At 61.6% G+C, this 17,522-nt stretch carries 20 protein-coding genes; 19 read left to right on the top strand and 1 reads right to left on the bottom strand.

Annotated features, from left to right (window positions below; all coding sequences use genetic code 11):
* Nucleotides 1–6 precede the first annotated feature (6 nt).
* The 6 genes from QD409_RS04540 (at nt 7) to QD409_RS04515 (ending at nt 5,326) form a co-directional block, all read left to right on the top strand.
* On the top strand, nt 7–1,029 hold the full coding sequence (locus QD409_RS04540) for a glucokinase (protein WP_430761928.1): 1,023 nt from the start codon (nt 7–9) through the stop codon (nt 1,027–1,029).
* A 331-nt stretch (nt 1,030–1,360) separates the two neighbouring features.
* Entirely contained in the window at nt 1,361–3,100 is a 1,740-nt protein-coding gene (locus QD409_RS04535) for an ABC transporter ATP-binding protein (protein WP_430762081.1), read from the top strand.
* Nucleotides 3,101–3,115: 15 nt separating this feature from the next.
* Nucleotides 3,116–3,940 (top strand): 4-hydroxy-tetrahydrodipicolinate reductase, encoded by an 825-nt coding sequence (gene dapB / locus QD409_RS04530; protein WP_430761927.1) that lies wholly within the window; start codon nt 3,116–3,118, stop codon nt 3,938–3,940.
* Nucleotides 3,941–4,062: 122 nt separating this feature from the next.
* Nucleotides 4,063–4,698: a 2,3-bisphosphoglycerate-dependent phosphoglycerate mutase gene (locus tag QD409_RS04525; protein ID WP_430761926.1), complete on the top strand. Its 636-nt coding sequence runs from the start codon at nt 4,063–4,065 to the stop codon at nt 4,696–4,698.
* Nucleotides 4,699–4,802: 104 nt separating this feature from the next.
* The gene (locus QD409_RS04520; protein ID WP_430761925.1) at nt 4,803–5,093 is read left to right on the top strand and encodes a CopG family ribbon-helix-helix protein; all 291 of its coding nucleotides are present in this window, start codon (nt 4,803–4,805) and stop codon (nt 5,091–5,093) included.
* Nucleotides 5,090–5,326: a type II toxin-antitoxin system RelE/ParE family toxin gene (locus QD409_RS04515; protein WP_245297897.1), complete on the top strand. Its 237-nt coding sequence runs from the start codon at nt 5,090–5,092 to the stop codon at nt 5,324–5,326. Before QD409_RS04520 ends, QD409_RS04515 begins: the two co-directional genes overlap by 4 nt.
* Before the next feature lie 82 nt (nt 5,327–5,408).
* Here QD409_RS04515 and phnF read toward each other — a convergent pair whose 3' ends face one another.
* A complete protein-coding gene (phnF, locus tag QD409_RS04510) occupies nt 5,409–6,143 on the bottom strand; it encodes a phosphonate metabolism transcriptional regulator PhnF (RefSeq protein ID WP_092843600.1) in 735 nt (244 codons plus the stop codon).
* A 101-nt stretch (nt 6,144–6,244) separates the two neighbouring features.
* Between phnF and phnG the strand changes: the two genes are divergently transcribed.
* The 13 genes from phnG to QD409_RS04445 all read left to right on the top strand — a co-directional run bounded on the left by phnG (nt 6,245) and on the right by QD409_RS04445 (nt 17,521).
* Complete coding sequence (gene phnG, locus QD409_RS04505) at nt 6,245–6,721, top strand: phosphonate C-P lyase system protein PhnG (RefSeq protein ID WP_092843602.1); 477 nt, start codon at nt 6,245–6,247, stop codon at nt 6,719–6,721.
* Entirely contained in the window at nt 6,721–7,347 is a 627-nt protein-coding gene (gene phnH, locus QD409_RS04500; protein ID WP_092843604.1) for a phosphonate C-P lyase system protein PhnH, read from the top strand. Before phnG ends, phnH begins: the two co-directional genes overlap by 1 nt.
* Nucleotides 7,348–7,350: 3 nt before the next feature.
* Nucleotides 7,351–8,460 (top strand): carbon-phosphorus lyase complex subunit PhnI, encoded by a 1,110-nt coding sequence (locus QD409_RS04495; protein WP_092843606.1) that lies wholly within the window; start codon nt 7,351–7,353, stop codon nt 8,458–8,460.
* Nucleotides 8,457–9,353 carry an alpha-D-ribose 1-methylphosphonate 5-phosphate C-P-lyase PhnJ gene (locus QD409_RS04490; RefSeq protein ID WP_430761924.1) on the top strand — a complete coding sequence of 299 codons (897 nt, stop codon included), beginning with the start codon at nt 8,457–8,459 and terminating at the stop codon, nt 9,351–9,353. The genes QD409_RS04495 and QD409_RS04490 overlap by 4 nt, the downstream gene beginning before the upstream one ends.
* Nucleotides 9,350–10,126, top strand: coding sequence for a phosphonate C-P lyase system protein PhnK (phnK, locus tag QD409_RS04485; RefSeq protein WP_092843610.1), 777 nt, complete (start codon nt 9,350–9,352; stop codon nt 10,124–10,126). Before QD409_RS04490 ends, phnK begins: the two co-directional genes overlap by 4 nt.
* 9 nt (nt 10,127–10,135) lie before the next feature.
* Nucleotides 10,136–10,843 carry a phosphonate C-P lyase system protein PhnL gene (gene phnL, locus QD409_RS04480; protein ID WP_092843612.1) on the top strand — a complete coding sequence of 236 codons (708 nt, stop codon included), beginning with the start codon at nt 10,136–10,138 and terminating at the stop codon, nt 10,841–10,843.
* The gene (locus QD409_RS04475) at nt 10,840–11,457 is read left to right on the top strand and encodes a DapH/DapD/GlmU-related protein (RefSeq protein WP_092843614.1); all 618 of its coding nucleotides are present in this window, start codon (nt 10,840–10,842) and stop codon (nt 11,455–11,457) included. The genes phnL and QD409_RS04475 overlap by 4 nt, the downstream gene beginning before the upstream one ends.
* Nucleotides 11,458–11,612: 155 nt before the next feature.
* The gene (locus QD409_RS04470; protein WP_430761923.1) at nt 11,613–12,167 is read left to right on the top strand and encodes a pyridoxamine 5'-phosphate oxidase family protein; all 555 of its coding nucleotides are present in this window, start codon (nt 11,613–11,615) and stop codon (nt 12,165–12,167) included.
* Between the two features lie 221 nt (nt 12,168–12,388).
* Nucleotides 12,389–13,243 (top strand): phosphonate ABC transporter ATP-binding protein, encoded by an 855-nt coding sequence (phnC, locus tag QD409_RS04465; protein WP_430761922.1) that lies wholly within the window; start codon nt 12,389–12,391, stop codon nt 13,241–13,243.
* Nucleotides 13,244–13,336: 93 nt separating this feature from the next.
* Nucleotides 13,337–14,242, top strand: a complete 906-nt coding sequence (phnD, locus tag QD409_RS04460) for a phosphonate ABC transporter substrate-binding protein (protein WP_092843620.1) — start codon at nt 13,337–13,339, stop codon at nt 14,240–14,242.
* 66 nt (nt 14,243–14,308) lie between these two features.
* A complete protein-coding gene (gene phnE, locus QD409_RS04455) occupies nt 14,309–15,289 on the top strand; it encodes a phosphonate ABC transporter, permease protein PhnE (protein WP_430761921.1) in 981 nt (326 codons plus the stop codon).
* 8 nt (nt 15,290–15,297) lie between these two features.
* The gene (gene phnE, locus QD409_RS04450; protein ID WP_092843624.1) at nt 15,298–16,644 is read left to right on the top strand and encodes a phosphonate ABC transporter, permease protein PhnE; all 1,347 of its coding nucleotides are present in this window, start codon (nt 15,298–15,300) and stop codon (nt 16,642–16,644) included.
* Nucleotides 16,645–16,834: 190 nt separating this feature from the next.
* Complete coding sequence (locus QD409_RS04445) at nt 16,835–17,521, top strand: DUF1045 domain-containing protein (protein WP_430761920.1); 687 nt, start codon at nt 16,835–16,837, stop codon at nt 17,519–17,521.
* The last annotated feature ends 1 nt before the right edge of the window (nt 17,522 follow it).

Below are 17,522 nucleotides of genomic sequence, written 5' to 3'. Positions count from 1 at the left end.
CTGGCCATGCCCGAGCTCAATCACAGCGATGCCCCACAGCCTTTTCCCATCCTGATCGGCGATATCGGCGGCACCAATGCACGCTTCTCGATCCTTGCCGATGCGAATTCCGAGCAGGAGCATTTTCCCGTCGTGCAGACGGCGAATTTCGAGACGATCGACGACGCTATCAAGCTGACGCTCGAAAAGAGCAAGGTGCAGCCGCGCTCGGCGATCCTCGCCATGGCCGGTCCGGTGCAGGGCGATGAAATTCCGCTGACCAATTGCGACTGGGTGATCCGCCCGAAGACGATGATCGCCAATCTCGGCATCGAAGATGTGCTTATCATCAACGACTTCGAGGCACAGGCGCTGGCGATCGCCGAAGTTGCCGACGACCATCGCGAAAGCATCGGCGAAACTTCGGAAAACAACGCCGCCTCGCGCGCCGTGCTTGGGCCTGGCACCGGGCTTGGCGTGGCTGGCCTGATCCATACCCAGCACCAGTGGATACCGGTGCCGGGCGAAGGCGGCCATATCGATCTTGGACCGCGCAGCGAGCGCGACCTGCAGATCTGGCCGTATCTGGAAGCCATCGAGGGCCGGATCTCGGCCGAACAAGTCATTTGCGGCCGCGGTCTGCAGAACCTCTATCACGCCATCTGCAAGGCAGACGGTGTCGAGCCGAGCCTCAAGGAACCGGCCGACATCACCACCCACGCGCTTGCCGGCACCAATAAGCAGGCCGAAGAGACGCTGACGCTTTTCGTCACCTATCTCGGCCGCGTCGCCGGCGATATCGCCATGATCTTCATGGCGCGCGGCGGCGTCTATCTTTCCGGCGGCATTTCTCAGAAGATCCTGCCGGCATTGCAGAAGCCGGAATTCCGCGCTGCCTTCGAAGACAAGGCGCCGCATACCGAAATGATGAAGACCATTCCGACGCATGTGGTGACGCATCCGCTGGCCGCCTTGTCCGGCCTTGCCAGCTATGCCCGCAAACCGGCAAGCTTTGGTCTTGCAACAGAGGGCCGCCGCTGGCGGCGTTGACCCAACCGGAATGGCAGGCAGCCCTTCGAGGAAAGGCTGCCGACCGGTTCGCCGAATGGCGGTCTTGGGATTGGTTTTTCAAGGCCGTTCAGGACAAGAAGGGAAAGTCCGGCGTCTTTGAGAACGGACATCCCTCGCCTATAATGAACTTGGCTCCAGGCATGGCTCTTAACCAGCGCGGCAAGCCATCTCTAGCCAAAGCCGCCCTAACTCTTTATAGAGCCGCGAAAGCATATGCCATGTGCGGCTCGCTTGGTTTGAGACAGGAAGCCGATTTTTGAAATCGCCCGATACCAAAAAAAACAACATCGACAGTGAAACCGTCACCGGCATGCTGAAGCGTATCATCGCTGAAAATGGTCGTGATTATCGTTGGGATTACATTGTCGCCATCTTTTGTTTGGTGATGGTGTCAGCGTCAACCGGTTACATCGCCTACATTATGAAATGGGTCATCGACAAGGCGTTTGTCGATCGCGATCTCATCGCTGCGTGGCTGATTTGCGCGAGCATATTCGTCGTTTTCGTGGCCCGCGGTTTTGCTGGGTATTTTCAGTCGGTTATTCTCAACAAGATTGGCAACAATACTATCGCTCGCTATCAGCGGCGGCTCTATACCCATCTGATGTCGTTATCGGTCGGCTTCTTCAACGAAGCCCGTTCGGCGCAACTTGCTGCCCAAGTTAGTCAGAACGTCTCCGGCATCCGAGACGTGATGAACTTGACCATCACCTCCACCATGCGCGACCTCTTGACCTTCCTAACCTTGATTGGGGTCATGATCTTCCAGGATCCGGTGTTGAGCATTGCCTTCTTCGTCATCGCGCCACCCCTGTTCCTCACGCTCCGTTATATTTCCAAGCGGCTGCGCTCCGCCACGCGGGAGGCGATCGTCCTGAACAGCCATGTGTTAGGTGCCATGCAGGAAACCATGCAGGGCATCTCCATCGTCAAGGCTTTCACGATGGAAAACGAACTGGAAGGCAAGGTCAACAAGCTCATCACGTCAGCCGAAAACCGGCAGAATCGTATCGCCCGCCTATCGGAGCGCAACGGTCCGCTTATGGAAAGCGTCGCTGGTTTGTTAATTGCCAGCCTCTTTGCCTACGCCGCCTATCGATCGATCTACGACAACGTATCTCCAGGTGTGTTCTTCTCCTTCGCCACCTCGCTGCTGCTCGCCTATGATCCGGCACGCCGTCTCGCTAAGCTGCAGGTGCAGATGGAGCGCGCCGTCGTCAATGCGCGGATGATTTACGAGCTGCTCGACATGGAGCCGCGCCAGCGCGATCTGCCCGATGCCAAGCCGCTCGTCGTCACGCAGGCCCGCATCGAATTCCGCGGCGTCGGCTTCGCCTATGGCAACGACGCCGTTCTGGACGATGTGAGCTTCGTTGCCGAAGGCGGACAGACGACGGCGCTCGTCGGCCCTTCCGGCGCCGGCAAGTCCACCGTCATCAATCTCATTCCGCGCTTCCACGACCCGAAAGAAGGCAGCATCTTCATCGACGGGCAGGACATCCGCCAGATCACCAAGCAGTCGCTGCGCCAGCATCTCGCTTATGTCTCGCAGCAGCCCTATCTCTTCGAAGGCACGATCCGCGACAACATCCGCTACGGCCGTCCGGACGCGACGAACGCCGAAATCGAAGAAGCCGCACGTCATGCCTACGCTCATGATTTCATCATGGCGCAGCCGCAGGGCTACGATACGCCGGTCGGCGAAAACGGCGTGACGCTTTCCGGCGGTCAGCGGCAACGCCTGTCGATCGCCCGCGCACTGGTGCGCAACGCGCCGATCCTCCTGCTCGACGAAGCGACCTCGGCGCTCGATACGGAATCGGAAGCAGCCGTGCAGAAGGCGCTGGACGAAGCAATGAGCGGCCGCACGGTCGTTGTCATCGCCCACCGGCTGTCGACGGTCGTCCGGGCCGAGAAGATTGTCGTCATGCAGAACGGACGCGTGGTCGAAGAGGGCAACCACGAGACGCTTGCGGAGGCGGACAATGGCCTTTACGCTCGCCTCAACAACCTTCAGCGGCCGGTCGCTTCCGGCAATTCCCGCAAATAAAACGATAGAGACGATATGAGCGACGATGCGATGAAGCTGGTGGTGGTTGGCGCGGCGGGCCGCATGGGACAGGCTCTCATCAGCCTCATCCACGCTACCGGCGGCGTAACCCTGCATGCCGCGGTCGCGCGTCCCGGCTCCGCCTTCATCGGCAAGGATGCCGGCGAGATTGCCGGGCTGGGGCCGATCGGCGTTCCCGTGACCGACGATCCGCTTTCCGCCTTCCTCCATGCCGAAGGCGTCATCGACTTTACGACGCCGGCAACCAGCGTCACCTTTGCCGGCCTCGCAGCACAGGCGCGTATCATCCATATCATCGGCACGACCGGATGCTCGGATGAGGATGAAGCCAAGTTCAAGGCGGCCGCGCGCCATGCCCGCATCGTCAAATCGGGCAATATGGGCCTCGGCATCAACCTGTTGAGCGTGCTTGTCGAGCAGGCGGCGCGTGCGCTGCCTTCGAACGACTGGGATATCGAGGTCCTGGAGATGCATCATCGCCACAAGGTCGATGCGCCCTCGGGCACAGCACTTCTGCTTGGCCAAGCGGCTGCCAAGGGCCGCGGCATCGATCTCAACGACAATTCCGTACGCGTACGCGACGGCCATACAGGCCCGCGCCCGGCCGGCGCGATCGGCTTTGCGACCCTGCGCGGCGGCGGCGTGGTCGGTGATCACTCGGTCATCTTCGCCAGCGAGAGCGAGCGGCTGACGCTGTCGCACAATGCCGGCGACCGCTCTCTCTTTGCGCGGGGCGCGCTGCAGGCCGCGCTCTGGGCGCGCGACAAGAAACCCGGCCTCTATTCCATGCTCGACGTTCTCGGGCTTGCCACACATTGATCCGATCCCGGAGAGGGTCGGCACGGAACTGCTGAACCGCTCCAGCCTTTTATTGTCTCGCAATTCCGGACGGAAAACCGCTACGCATTTTTCCTGGAATTGCTCTATCAAGGAGTGACATTATGAGCGGTACTCTCGTCCTCGTTCGCCATGGGCAGAGCGACTGGAATTTGAAGAATCTCTTTACCGGCTGGAAGGATCCCGATCTGACCGCGCTTGGCGTCGAAGAAGCCAAGACGGGCGGCAAGGCTCTGGCCGCCTACGGCATCAAATACGATATCGCCTTCACCTCGGATCTCACCCGCGCCCAGCACACGCTTGACATCATCCTCGATGAAATCGGCCAGACCGGCCTCGAGACGATCAAGGACCAAGCGCTGAACGAGCGCGACTATGGCGATCTCTCGGGCCTCAACAAAGACGACGCCCGCGCCAAGTGGGGCGAGGAGCAGGTTCACATCTGGCGCCGCTCGTACGACGTTCCGCCGCCCGGCGGCGAAAGCCTGCGCGACACCGGCGCTCGCGTCTGGCCCTATTACCTGACGGAAATCCTGCCGCGCGTTCTCGCCGGTCAGAACGTGCTCGTCGCTGCCCATGGCAACTCGCTGCGCTCGCTCGTGATGGTTCTCGACCGCCTGAGCAAGGCACAGATCCTGGAGCTGAACCTCGCGACCGGCGTGCCCATGGTCTACAAGCTCAAGGCCGATTCCACCGTCGCCTCGAAGGAAGTCCTCGGCGACATGTCCGGCGCGCATTGAGCGGCTGAAAGGCAAACCACCCCTCGCCTTCCCGAATGGATGAGGGGTGGAAAATATGGCAGTATGTGTTACATTGCACTACGCATGCAACACATGGACTAGATATGACGGACGCCACATTTACTTTTCGGGTTGAGGGAGACTTGAAGTCCGCCTTCAGCGAGGCCGCAAAAGCGCATGATCAAACCGGAGCGCAATTGCTTCGAGGTTTCATGCGTGACTATGTGAAACGTCAGCAAGACGCTGCCGAATATGACGCATGGTTTCGTCAGCAGATTCAAGCCGGTCTTGCGTCCGCCAATGCTGGCAATCTTACTCCCGCCGACGATGTCGAAGCAGAGTTCGCTGCCTTGCGAGATGAAACTCGTCGCAGGCTAAGCGGAAAGCCTTCGTGAAGCTTGCTTGGACTCCCGAAGCTAGAGCCGACCGGCGCGCGATCTATACCTACATCGAGGCGGATAATGCCTCTGCGGCACTCGCGCTTGATGAACTCGTTGCCAAGCGATCAACACAGCTTATTACACATCCGATGACGGGCCGACCGGGCCGTGTATCTGGGACGTGTGAACTCGTCGTACACAAAAACTATTTGCCGGTTTACGATCTCGCAGGAGGAACGTGCGAGTAATCCGCATTCTTCATGCCGCACAGCAATGGCCACCGAGCGATGCATAACCAGTCTCTTTGCTTTGATCCAAAGAGCTTCGATCTCAATTCTCGATCGTGAACCGCACCCTGTCGGCGGCGAAGCGTGAAATCGAATATTGCACCGGGACATTGTCGAGATCCGCATTGAGCGCTTGGGCGACCAGAACGATGGCGCCCGGGGATAGTTGCAGATCAGACAGATCGCTTTCGTCGGCATGCGTCGCGGTGATTTCGGTGACGACGCGCACGTAATCCGGCACGCCAAGCTCCTTGAATGCCTTGGTGATCGATCCGGTCGCCCGATAGATCTCCGCGATGTCGCCGAAACGATCTGCCGGGAACCAGCTGGTGGCGCGCGATACCGGGCGATGGTCCGCCTGGCCGAGCGTTTCGAGCCGCACAAGCTGCGTGCCGGCGTTGATCTTGAGCTGCCGAGCAAGCTCGACATTTGCCGGCTCCTCGCTTGCGGCAAGCAGCATGCTGCGGGTCTCGCGCACCTGATCGCCGATCCCCTGCGAGAAGCGCGTCCGCTTCGAAATCGGGAAGCTCAGCCGCTCCTTGCGCTCAATCAGCGTGCCGCGCCCCTGCACGGCCCGGACGATGCCTTCTTGCGCCAGCGCCGCCAGCGCGCTCCGGATCGTATGCCGGTTGACGCCGAACTGCAGCGCCAGCGTCGTCTCCGGCGGCACCATGCCGGTTTCGTCGAAATCACCGTGATTGATCGACGTGCGAATCCGGTCGGCGATTTGCCGCCAGAGCGCCACGCCAGTCTGTCTCTGTATCTTCTGCCCTGCCATTTCGCCCACTCGCCCTGTCACACGCTTGTCACGACTCACTAATAGATATACATCTACATTGTATGGTTGTCTATATCAATAGACATTTAGAGGAAGACGCGATGAATTCAGCACAAAGGCAGGAAGCGGCCGCACAGGAGCGCCGGGAACGCAAGCGCGTTGCCGATCTTCTGGCGCAGGCCGAGCGCGACGAGCTAGAGGCGGCCTGGGAAGCATTGCCGAGCAAGCCGGCGGTTCGGCCGGTGCGCGGGCCGGAAACCGGGCTCGTCATGGTGCGCGGCCGCATCGGCGGCGGCGGCTCCCCCTTCAACCTCGGCGAAGTGACGGTGACGCGCGCCACCGTCCGACTGGCTTCCGGCACCATCGGTCATTCGCATTCGCTTGGCACGGATCGGGAAAAAGCCCGGCTTTCCGCCATCTTCGATGCCCTTTGGCAGCAATCGGCGACGAAAGGCTTCGTCGAGAAGGCAATCCTGCAGCCGGTCACCGAACGCATCGCCGACTATGATCGCAAGCGCGCCGAAGAGACTGCGGCGACCCGCGTTGATTTCTTCACCATGGTCCGCGGAGAAGATTGATGAGCCTGTTCAACACACCAACTTTCGGCAACGAAGCCCTGACCGGCGGCTTCAGCGATCCTGTCTTCGACGGGCAGAACGTCTTCAAGATGACGATGGACGGCATGGCGCGCCCAGGCACTGTGCAGACCGTCACCGCCGACATTACTCCGCCGGCCCCGCTCGGCATTGCGGCCGGTGCTATCGGCCTGACCCTGTGCGACCACGACACGCCGGTCTGGCTTTCAAACAGCCTTTCAAGATCGAGCCTGCCGGAATGGCTGGCCTTCCACAGCGGAGCCCCGGTCATCTCGGAACGGCTGGAAGCGCACTTCGCCTTCGTCGAAGCCGGCATGGCGCTGTCCTCCTTCAGCCAGTTCGGCATCGGCACCCAGGAATATCCCGACCGCTCGACGACCATCGTGCTGGAAATCCAAGGCCTGGAAGACGGCAAGGAACTGGCGCTTTCCGGCCCGGGCATCAAGGACGTCACCATGATCGCCCCGATCGGGCTGCCGGATGCGCTGCTGCGCATCTGGAACGACAATCGCGCGCTCTTTCCGCGCGGCGTCGATCTCATCCTGACAGCGGGCCGGCAATTCCTCTGCCTGCCGCGCACCACCAAGATCACCGCGACGGAGGTGTGACATATGTATGTTGCCGTAAAGGGTGGCGAAGCCGCCATCGCCAATGCTCACCGGCTGCTGGCCGACCGTCGCCGCGGCGACCGTTCGCTGCCGGCGCTCGGCATCGACCAGATCGTCGCGCAGCTCGCGCTCGGCGTCGACCGCGTCATGGCCGAAGCCTCGCTTTATGACCGCACGCTGGCGGCGCTTGCCGTTCGCCAGGCGCGCGGCGACATGATCGAAGCGATCTTCCTGCTGCGCGCCTATCGCACAACGCTGCCGCGCTTCGGCTATTCCCAGCCGCTCGACACGGCGGCGATGAAGATTGAGCGCCGCATCTCGGCGACCTACAAGGATCTGCCGGGCGGCCAGCTTCTCGGCCCGACCTTCGACTATACACACCGCCTGCTCGACCCGAGCCTTTTGACCGACGAGGAAGTGGACGAGCCGATGCAGCGGCCAGCTGAAGAAGGTCGCGTCATGCGCGTTTCCGAAATCCTCAGCCAGGAAGGTCTGATCGAAGGCGACGGCACCCTACCGATCGATCACGAAATCGGCGACCTCACGCGCGAGCCGATGGAATTCCCGATGAGCCGCGATCTTCGCCTGCAGGCGCTCGCCCGCGGCGACGAAGGCTTCCTGCTGGCGCTGGGCTATTCGACCCAGCGCGGCTACGGCCGCAACCATCCCTTTACCGGCGAAATCCGCATCGGCGAAGTGGAGGTCGAATTCGACGTGCCGGAACTCGGCTTTGCCGTCTCGCTCGGCCGCATCCAGGTGACAGAATGCCAGATGGTCAACCAGTTCAAGGGTTCGGCCAAGGCGCCGCCGCAGTTCACCCGCGGCTACGGTCTGGTCTTCGGCCAGAGCGAGCGCAAGGCCATGGCGATGTCGCTGGTCGACCGCGCGCTGCGCGCCGAAGAGCTGGGAGAAGACATTGTTGCGCCGGCTCAGGACGAGGAATTCGTCATCTCCCACTCCGACAACGTGCAGGCGACCGGCTTCGTCGAACATCTGAAGCTGCCACACTATGTCGACTTCCAGGCCGAGCTCGACCTGGTGCGGCGCATGCGCCGCGATTTCGAGGCCGCTCGCGAACGCGGCATGGATTCCATAACGGAGGCAGCCGAATGACCGAACTCGCCACCTACAACTTCGCCTATCTCGACGAGCAGACCAAGCGGATGATCCGCCGCGCCATCCTGAAAGCGATCGCCATTCCCGGCTATCAGGTGCCCTTCGCCTCGCGCGAAATGCCGATGCCTTATGGCTGGGGCACCGGCGGCGTGCAGCTGACGGCGGCGATCATCGGCCCGCAAGACGTGCTGAAGGTCATCGACCAGGGCGCCGACGACACGACCAACGCCGTCTCCATCCGCGCCTTCTTCCAGAAGGTCGCCAATGTCGCGGTCACCACCCGCACGGAAGAGGCGACCATCATCCAGACGCGTCACCGTATCCCGGAAGCCAAGCTCGGCCCGAACCAGGTGCTCGTCTACCAGGTGCCGATCCCCGAGCCGCTGCGTTATCTGGAACCGCGCGAGACCGAGACCCGCAAGATGCACGCGCTTGAGGAATACGGCCTCATGCATGTGAAGCTCTACGAGGACATCGCCCGCAACGGCCGCATCGCCACGACCTATGCCTATCCGGTCAAGGTTGCCGGCCGTTACGTGATGGATCCGTCGCCAACGCCGAAGTTCGACAATCCGAAAATGCATCTGTCGGATGCGCTGCAGCTCTTCGGCGCCGGACGTGAAAAGCGCATCTATGCGGTGCCGCCTTACACCGAAGTCGTCAGCCTCGACTTCGAGGACCATCCTTTCGAGGTCCAGCGTTTCGACAAGCCCTGCGCTCTTTGCGGCGCCGAGCAGGTCTATCTCGACGAGGTGATCCTCGACGACAAGGGCGGGCGCATGTTCGTCTGCTCCGACACCGACTTCTGCGAAGACCGTCGCGCCCACGGCCATGCCGGCGCGATGCTTGCGCCCGATGGATTGCCCGACAGCAAGGAGGCTGCAGAATGAGCGACACCCCGCTTCTGAAAGTCAAGGACATCTCGAAATTCTACGGCAGCCGCATCGGCTGCCGGGATGTGTCCTTCGAACTGTGGCCGGGCGAAGTGCTGGCGATTGTCGGTGAATCCGGCTCCGGCAAGACGACGCTGCTCAACTGCATCTCGACCCGGCTGCTGCCGACGACAGGCAGTGTCGAATATCACATGCGCGACGAGACCTATCGCGACCTGTTCCGCATGAACGAGGCCGAGCGCCGCTTCCTAATGCGCACCGACTGGGGATTCGTGCATCAGAACCCGGCCGACGGGTTGCGCATGACGGTTTCGGCCGGCGCCAATGTCGGCGAGCGGCTGATGGCCATCGGCAATCGCCACTATGGCAACATCCGCAACACGGCCATCGACTGGCTGGAGCGGGTGGAAATCGACGCCGACCGTATCGACGATCAGCCGCGCGCCTTCTCCGGCGGCATGCGCCAGCGCCTGCAGATCGCCCGCAATCTTGTGACCGGGCCGCGCCTCGTCTTCATGGACGAGCCGACCGGCGGTCTCGACGTTTCGGTACAGGCACGTCTGCTCGACCTCGTACGCGGCCTCGTCAACGATCTCGGCCTGTCGGCCATCATCGTCACACACGATCTCGCCGTCGCGCGGCTCCTGTCACATCGTATGATGGTGATGAAGGACGGATACGTCATCGAACACGGTCTGACCGACCGCGTGCTCGACGATCCGCGCGAACCCTATACGCAACTGCTCGTCTCTTCGATCCTGCAGGTCTGAGGAAGTATCATGGCAACCCCACTCGTCGTTTCCGAAGTCTTCAAAAGCTTCACCATGCATCTGCGCGACGGCCTGCGCCTACCTGTCGTCGCCGACGTCTCCTTCTCGGTCGCCGCCGGCGAATGCGTCGTGCTCGGCGGTCCCTCCGGCATCGGCAAGAGCTCGCTCCTGAAAATGATCTACGGCAATTACGCCGTCGATAACGGCCAGATCCTCGTCACGCACAAGGGCAAGATCGTCGATCTCGCCACCGCCGACCCACGCACCGTGCTCGAAGTACGCCGGCAGACGATGGGCTATGTCAGCCAGTTCCTGCGCACCGTGCCGCGCGTCGCTGCCATCGATGTCGTCGCCGAGCCGCTGCTGGCCCGTGGCGTGACGGCGGCCGATGCGCGCGAAAAGGCGGCCGGTCTGCTCGCACAGCTGAACCTGCCGCGGGAGCTCTGGCAGCTGCCTCCCGCCACCTTCTCGGGTGGCGAGCAGCAGCGCGTCAACATCGCGCGCGGCTTCATCACCGACCACGCCATCCTGCTGCTCGACGAGCCAACGGCTTCGCTCGATGCCAGGAACCGGGCCGTCGTCGTCGACATGATCGAGCAGAAGAAGCAGGCGGGCGTCGCCCTTCTCGGCATCTTCCATGACGAAGAGGTGCGCGAAGCCGTCGGCAGCCGCATTCTCGACGTCTCGCAGTTCTCGCCGAGAAAGGCAGCTGCATGAGCCGCAAATTGGGCGAAACGCCCTTCATCAGCCCTTCGGCCAGCGTCAACAAATCGACGCTCGGCCGCTACACGGAAGTCTCGGACCGCTGCCGTATCGACGAGGTCGAGATCGGTGACTATTCCTACATCATGCAGGATGGTGCGGTCTGGTGCGCGACGATCGGCAAGTTCGTCAACATCGCCGCCGCCGTGCGCATCAACGCCACGAACCATCCGACATGGCGCGCCACGCTGCACCATTTCACCTATCGCGCCGCCGACTATTGGCCGGATGCCGATATGGAGACGGATTTCTTCACCTGGCGGCGCGACCATCGCGTCGTCATCGGCCATGACGTCTGGATCGGCCACGGCGCCACCATCCTGCCTGGTGTCACGGTCGGTAATGGTGCGGTCATCGGTGCCGGCGCCGTCGTCTCCAAAGACGTCGCCCCCTACACGATCGTCGGGGGCGTGCCGGCCAAGCTCATCCGCGAACGCTTCACCGCAGAGGTCGGCGCACGCATGGACAGGCTTGCCTGGTGGGATTGGGATCACGACCGTCTGCGCACGGCGCTCGCAGACTTCCGTGCCCTTTCGGCAGAAGACTTTCTGGATCGCTACGCCGCCTAGCGCAATTTCAGGAAAAGTGTGTAGCGGTTTTCCGTCCGAAATTGCGCCAAAACAGAAAGCCGAGACGCTTTCCGCTCGAACCGGGCTTGCGAGGCACCAACGAGCGATCCAGCTTTCAGGCGGTCCTTGTAGTTCGGGATCGGGAGGAGTTTTTCATGGCAAAGCAGTTTTCGAGCATCGACGACCGGCTGCGCGATTTCATCGCGCGGCAACACATCTTCTTCACGGCGTCGGCTACCGCCGCTTCGCGGGTCAACGTTTCGCCGCGCGAAACGCTATGCCTGCGCATCATCTCCCCGAACACGGCCATCTATCTCGACCGAACCGGCAGCGGCAACGAGACCTCAGCCCATATGAAGGCCGACGGTCGGCTGACCATCATGTTCTGCGCGATGGAAGGCCCGCCGATGATTCTGCGCCTCTATGGCCGCGGCAGGATTATCCATCGACCGTCGCCGGAATATCGGGAATTGCTGCACACGCACTATGATGGCGACGAGCCGCTAGGTGCACGGCAGATCGTGTGGCTGGACATCGATCTGGTACAGACCTCCTGCGGCTTCGGCGTGCCGCTCTTTAACTATGAAGGCGAAAGACCGAGTCTCGACAATTGGGCCGAGGCAAAGGGAGCGAATGGTATTGAAGAGTATTGGCGCGAGAAGAACGTCCTCAGCATGGATGGCTTACCTACCGGTTTATTTGACGATTGAGCACAACCAAAGCATTCAGTCGTTAATCATGTCAAATCGGGACGGATTGTAACAGCACTTACATAAAACTGACATTGGAGCTTCATGAAGCGGGACTAATCGATTGCCTTGTGGTTGGCGCCGCCCCCCTCGAAACTCCCTTCGAGGCAGGGGCATGCGCCCATTCTTAGCACCGGTACCGCTGATTTTTTGCAGCCCGGCAGCCGCGAAAGGGAAGCTTCATGTTCGAACTCAGGAATGTCTCACGCCGGTTTGGCAACAAGCTCGCCGTCGATTCCGTGACTTTGAACATACCGCAGGGACAGATGGTCGGCGTTATCGGCCGTTCCGGCGCCGGCAAGTCGACGCTGCTGCGCATGATCAACCGCCTGGCCGATCCGAGCTCCGGCTCCATCCATTTTTCCGGCGTCGAGGTCTCCGGGCTGAGAGGCCGTGCTCTGCGCAGCTGGCAGCGCGACTGCGCCATGATCTTCCAGCAGTTCAACCTCGTTCCGCGACTCGACGTGCTCACCAATGTCATGCTCGGCCGCCTCAATCAGCGTTCTACCATGCTGAGCCTCCTCTCCGTCTTCACCCGCGAAGAGCGCATCGAAGCCATTGCCGCTCTGGAGCGCCTCGGCATCGAGCAGGCGGCCCTGCAGATGGCCGGCACGCTTTCCGGCGGCCAGCAGCAGCGCGTCGCCATCTGCCGCGCTTTGATGCAGCAGCCGAAGATGATGCTGGCCGACGAGCCGATCGCCTCGCTCGACCCGCTGAACGCCAAGATCGTCATGGACGCGCTGCGAGATATCAACGAGCGCGAAGGCATCACCGTCATCACCAACCTGCATACGCTGGATACGGCTCGCAATTATTGCGAACGCATCATCGGCATGGCGGCCGGCCGCGTCGTCTTCGACGGCAAGGCCTCCGAACTGACGGCTGCAGCTGTCAAGGAAATCTACGGCACCGACAAGGACGGCGCCGGCATCGACGAGACCATGACGTCGACCTCTATCAACATCGCCGATCCGGCCGCGCAGACCGCGGCAACTGAATCTGCCGGCCCGCAACCGCTGGCACTGGCCGGTCTCTGAGAGAGACGGCCGGGATCGAGAGCCCGCGTCAAGGGCACATTTCTTCTAGACCGAAGGCATCCGGGGACACCGGTTAATCAGGAGACGAACCCAATGTTGAAGAAGACTCTTCTTGCGGCTACGGCGCTTCTCGCGCTCGCTGGCGGCGCAAACGCTGCAGATCTCAAAGAATTCCGCGTCGGTATTCTCGGCGGCGAAAACGAAGCCGACCGCCTGCGCAACTACGCCTGCCTTTCCGATCACCTGAAGAAGGAATTCGGTTTCGAGAAGGTTTCGCTGTTCCCGGCTGCCGACTATAACGGCGTTATCCAGGGTCTGCTCGGCGGCACGCTCGACTTCGCAGAACTCGGCGCTTCCGGCTACGCTGCCGTCGCCATCAAGGACCCGAAGGCCGTTACCCCGATCCTGACCACGCAGCAGACCGACGGCGCAACCGGCTACTACTCGATCGGCCTCGCTCTCAAGTCCTCCGGCATCAAGACGATTGCCGACGCCAAGGGCAAGAAGCTCGGTTACGCCGATCCGGACTCCACCTCGGGTTACCTCGTTCCGCTGACGCAGATTCCGAAGACCACCGGCGCCCCGAACGACAAGTTCTTCGCCTCGACCCAGTTCAACGGCGGTCATGAGAACAACCTGCTCGCTGCCTACGACGGCAAGGTCGACGTTGCTGTCGATGACTCCTCGGGCATCGGCGATTTCAAGGACGGTTTCACCTCCGGCACCTTCCGCAAGGCTGTCGACAAGGGCACCGTTGACCCGAACAAGCTCGTCGAAGTTTGGCGCTCGCCGCTGATCCCGAACGGCCCGCTCGTCGTTCGTAACGCGCTCGGCACCGAATGGCAGGCCAAGCTGGCCGACTTCTTCATGAAGCTGCCGACCACGGACGCCAAGTGCTTCAACGCCGTCGAAGGCGGCGACTTCAAGGGCTACGTCAAGGTTACCCCGGACTTCTATAACGCCGTTATCGAAGTTCGTAAGGCTGCCATCGGCGGCTGATCCGCATTGCGATAACTGGGCGGCCGGCGACGGCCGCCCTTTTGCTGTTCACAAAGGCAGGATTTCATGACGATTGCCGATACGCACCCGAACATGCAGAGCGCACCTCAAAGCGCCAAGGAGATCGGCGACGCCTGGAGCAAGATGGTGGCCCGCCGCCGTCTTTACACCGGGATCGGCCTCGTCATCCTGCTTGCGGCCTTCGTCAGTTCCGTCCGCTTCGCCGATGAAAGCAATGCCGGCCATTTCTTCGAGCGCCTGCCGCATCTCTTCGACTTCGTCAGCTGGCTCATTCCCAAGGACTGGGCCGACGTCTACCGCGCACTGTTCGATCTGCCGAGCCCCAACGGCGCAAACGGCGCCGGTGGCGAGGAATTCAATTTCCCGCTCGGCCGAGTCTATGTCTGGGGCGATTTCTATATCCCCGAATATTTCGAGCTGATGATCGTCACGATCAACATCGCGCTGGTCTCGACCATCGTCGGCTTCGTCTTCGCCGTCCCTCTCGCTTTCTTCGCCGCGCGCAACCTGTCGCCGTCCCACCCTGTCCGCCTGATCGCCAAGCGCATCATGGAACTGCTGCGCGCCTTCCCGGAAATCGTCATTGCCGGCCTGTTCTCCGCGATCCTGTCGATCGGCCCGATCGCTGCGATCATCGCCGTCGGCCTTCACACGATCGGCGCGCTCGGCAAGCTGTTTTACGAAGTCATCGAGAATATCGACATGAAGCCGGATGAGGGCATGCGCGCCGTCGGCGCAAGCTGGACCGAGCGCGTGCGCTTCGCCGCTCTGCCGCAGGTGCTGCCGAACTTCATGTCCTATGCGTTGTTGCGCCTGGAAATCAACGTTCGCGCCTCCACCATCATCGGCGCCGTCGGCGGCGGCGGTATCGGCGAGGAACTGAAGCTTGCGATTTCGCGCGGCTTCGGTGCCAAGACCATGGCGCTGATGCTGCTGCTCTTCGCAACGATCATCGTCGTCGACCAGTTTTCCGCATGGCTCCGCCGTCGTCTCATCGGCGAGCACGCTTTCCTTCTGCAGCATTGAGGTTCCCCATGTCCGTCATCGACGCCAGCCGTATGCAGGAAATCGAAGCGCGTTATCCGGAAGTCTTTCATCGGTCCTTTCGCCAGCGCTATGGCGCACTGATGATCTTCCTCGGCGTCATCCTCTATGGTTTCTACGCCGTGTGGTTCTTCGACCTGCCGAAGGTCCTTTCGGACGCGCGCTGGGAGCGTGTCGGCATCTATCTCAGCCAGTGGATCAGCTATGACGTCCAGCCGGAATTCCGCATCTCCGGCGACAAGATCAGCATCAAATATCCGCGCTTCTCGCCGCTGGGCGACAATCCCAACCCGGACTGGGTCAAGACTGCTCCGGATGGCAGCATCGCCGTTTCGGTCAGCGGCACCAGCCAGATGGTAACGATCACCAAGACGCAGGCGATCCTGACGGCGCACGGCCTGACCATCCCGATCGATGTCACCGGCAGCACCCCGAAGATCGCCGGCTCGCAGCCCGTTCCCAGCTGGATGACCGTCTACGACGACAATATTCTCGCCAATTTGGGCTTTGCCGGCGATGTCAGCATTTCCACCGATCGCGTGAAGATCCGCAAGCGCTTCCTCGGCTGGGCCAACTTCGTCTTCGACACGCACTCGCCCTTCTTCGACAAGCCGGCGAGCGAGGTCGTCAGCCTGATCGTCTCCGGGCCGCGGCTCGATCCAGCCCAGTCCAATCTCTCGCTCGCATTCGACAATATCTGGAACAATGGCGCCTGGCAGCATGGCGATGTCTGGACCAAGCTGTTCCAGACCATCGTGATGGCTTTCCTCGGCACGCTGCTGGGTTCGCTCGCCGCCTTTCCGCTCGCTTTCATGGCAGCCCGCAACATCACGCCGAACCGGTTGCTCAATCAGGTGCTGAAGCGCTTCTTCGATTTCCTGCGCTCAGTCGACATGCTGATCTGGGCACTGTTCCTGACGCGGGCATTCGGCCCCGGCCCGCTCGCCGGCAGCGGCGCGATCTTCCTCACGGAAACAGGCACGCTCGGCAAGCTCTATTCCGAAGGCCTCGAAAACATCGACAACAAGCCGCGCGAAGGGGTGAAATCCACGGGCTCCTCGACCATCCTCGTGCATCGCTACGGCATCGTGCCGCAGATCGTTCCGGTCATCGTCAGCCAGACGCTCTACCAGTGGGAATCCAACGTGCGCGGCGCCACCATCATCGGCGCTGTCGGCGCGGGTGGTATCGGCCTGAAGCTTTGGGAAGCGATGCGCACCAACGCCAACTGGGCAAATGTGGCCTACATGGTGCTGCTGATCCTGATCGTCGTCTTCCTCTTCGACGCCGCATCCAATGCGCTGCGTTCGCGCCTGATGGGAACCCGTGTCAGATAAGAAGTCCTGAAGAAAAATCGTAGCGCATCATCATTCTGTCACGGGAATCCGGTAGCGCAGGCCCGGCAAGGCTGCATCTGCCGAGTCGGGCTTAGCCGGATTCGATTCGCTGCCACCTTGTTGCACTTGCGGTTTGTCGCAAATCACCCAACAGTGTCCCGCGCAGCCGATTTTTCCAAGGAATACAGCCTTGCGCTATGCTCTCTATTTCACGCCACCCAAAGACGATCCGTTGACGTCGCTTGCCTCCCGCTGGCTGGGTCGCGATGCCTTTTCCAATGAGATTTTTTCCGACAAGGCCATGGGTCCGTTGCCGGAAGCCCATGCCGAACTCACCGCCGATCCGCGCCGCTACGGCTTCCATGCCACGCTGAAGGCGCCTTTCGAGCTTGCAGCCTCAGTGAACGAGCGCGATCTGCTCGAGGTCGCGTCCGATTTCGCCTCGCGCACCAAGGCATTCGTCGTTCCGGAGCTGGTGCTTGGCCAGCTCGGTCCTTTCTTCGCGCTCGTGCCCGGCTCGCTCTGCCAGCCGCTGCAGGATTTCGCCTCGCGCGTCGTAAGGAGTTTCGAGCCGTTTCGTGCGCCGCTTTCGGACCATGATATCGCACGGCGCAAGCCGGAGGGCCTGACCGAGCCGCAGCGTGCCAATCTGCTGCGCTGGGGCTACCCTTACGTCAACGACGAGTTTCGTTTCCATATGACGCTGACCGGACCTGTGCCGGCAGAACGTCAGGCCGACATGCATGAAACCCTGCGCGAGCGCTTTGCCGACCATTCCGGCAAGCCGCTCGCCATTTCCAGCCTCGCCATCTTCGTCGAAGAAGAGCGTGGGGGGCCCTTTACCGTCCGCTCCTGGCTGCCGCTTGCTGGCGCCTAGG

Source organism: Rhizobium sp. BR 315 (assembly GCF_050577975.1).
In the GTDB taxonomy this organism is placed as follows: Bacteria; Pseudomonadota; Alphaproteobacteria; order Rhizobiales; family Rhizobiaceae; genus Rhizobium; species Rhizobium miluonense.
The sequence above is the reverse complement of the archived record's forward strand: the minus strand, read 5'-3'. Positions and strand labels throughout refer to the sequence as shown.

Excerpts from the sequence above, each read along its gene's own strand:
- QD409_RS04540 (WP_430761928.1), top strand. The coding sequence starts at position 7 with ATGCCCGAGCTCAATCACAGCGATGCCCCACAGCCTTTTCCCATCCTG.
- QD409_RS04535 (WP_430762081.1), top strand. The coding sequence starts at position 1,361 with ATGCTGAAGCGTATCATCGCTGAAAATGGTCGTGATTATCGTTGGGAT.
- dapB (WP_430761927.1), top strand. The coding sequence starts at position 3,116 with ATGAGCGACGATGCGATGAAGCTGGTGGTGGTTGGCGCGGCGGGCCGC.
- QD409_RS04525 (WP_430761926.1), top strand. The coding sequence starts at position 4,063 with ATGAGCGGTACTCTCGTCCTCGTTCGCCATGGGCAGAGCGACTGGAAT.
- QD409_RS04520 (WP_430761925.1), top strand. The coding sequence starts at position 4,803 with ATGACGGACGCCACATTTACTTTTCGGGTTGAGGGAGACTTGAAGTCC.
- phnF (WP_092843600.1), bottom strand. The coding sequence starts at position 6,143 with ATGGCAGGGCAGAAGATACAGAGACAGACTGGCGTGGCGCTCTGGCGG.
- phnG (WP_092843602.1), top strand. The coding sequence starts at position 6,245 with ATGAATTCAGCACAAAGGCAGGAAGCGGCCGCACAGGAGCGCCGGGAA.
- phnH (WP_092843604.1), top strand. The coding sequence starts at position 6,721 with ATGAGCCTGTTCAACACACCAACTTTCGGCAACGAAGCCCTGACCGGC.
- QD409_RS04495 (WP_092843606.1), top strand. The coding sequence starts at position 7,351 with ATGTATGTTGCCGTAAAGGGTGGCGAAGCCGCCATCGCCAATGCTCAC.
- QD409_RS04490 (WP_430761924.1), top strand. The coding sequence starts at position 8,457 with ATGACCGAACTCGCCACCTACAACTTCGCCTATCTCGACGAGCAGACC.
- phnK (WP_092843610.1), top strand. The coding sequence starts at position 9,350 with ATGAGCGACACCCCGCTTCTGAAAGTCAAGGACATCTCGAAATTCTAC.
- phnL (WP_092843612.1), top strand. The coding sequence starts at position 10,136 with ATGGCAACCCCACTCGTCGTTTCCGAAGTCTTCAAAAGCTTCACCATG.
- QD409_RS04475 (WP_092843614.1), top strand. The coding sequence starts at position 10,840 with ATGAGCCGCAAATTGGGCGAAACGCCCTTCATCAGCCCTTCGGCCAGC.
- QD409_RS04470 (WP_430761923.1), top strand. The coding sequence starts at position 11,613 with ATGGCAAAGCAGTTTTCGAGCATCGACGACCGGCTGCGCGATTTCATC.
- phnC (WP_430761922.1), top strand. The coding sequence starts at position 12,389 with ATGTTCGAACTCAGGAATGTCTCACGCCGGTTTGGCAACAAGCTCGCC.
- phnD (WP_092843620.1), top strand. The coding sequence starts at position 13,337 with ATGTTGAAGAAGACTCTTCTTGCGGCTACGGCGCTTCTCGCGCTCGCT.
- phnE (WP_430761921.1), top strand. The coding sequence starts at position 14,309 with ATGACGATTGCCGATACGCACCCGAACATGCAGAGCGCACCTCAAAGC.
- phnE (WP_092843624.1), top strand. The coding sequence starts at position 15,298 with ATGTCCGTCATCGACGCCAGCCGTATGCAGGAAATCGAAGCGCGTTAT.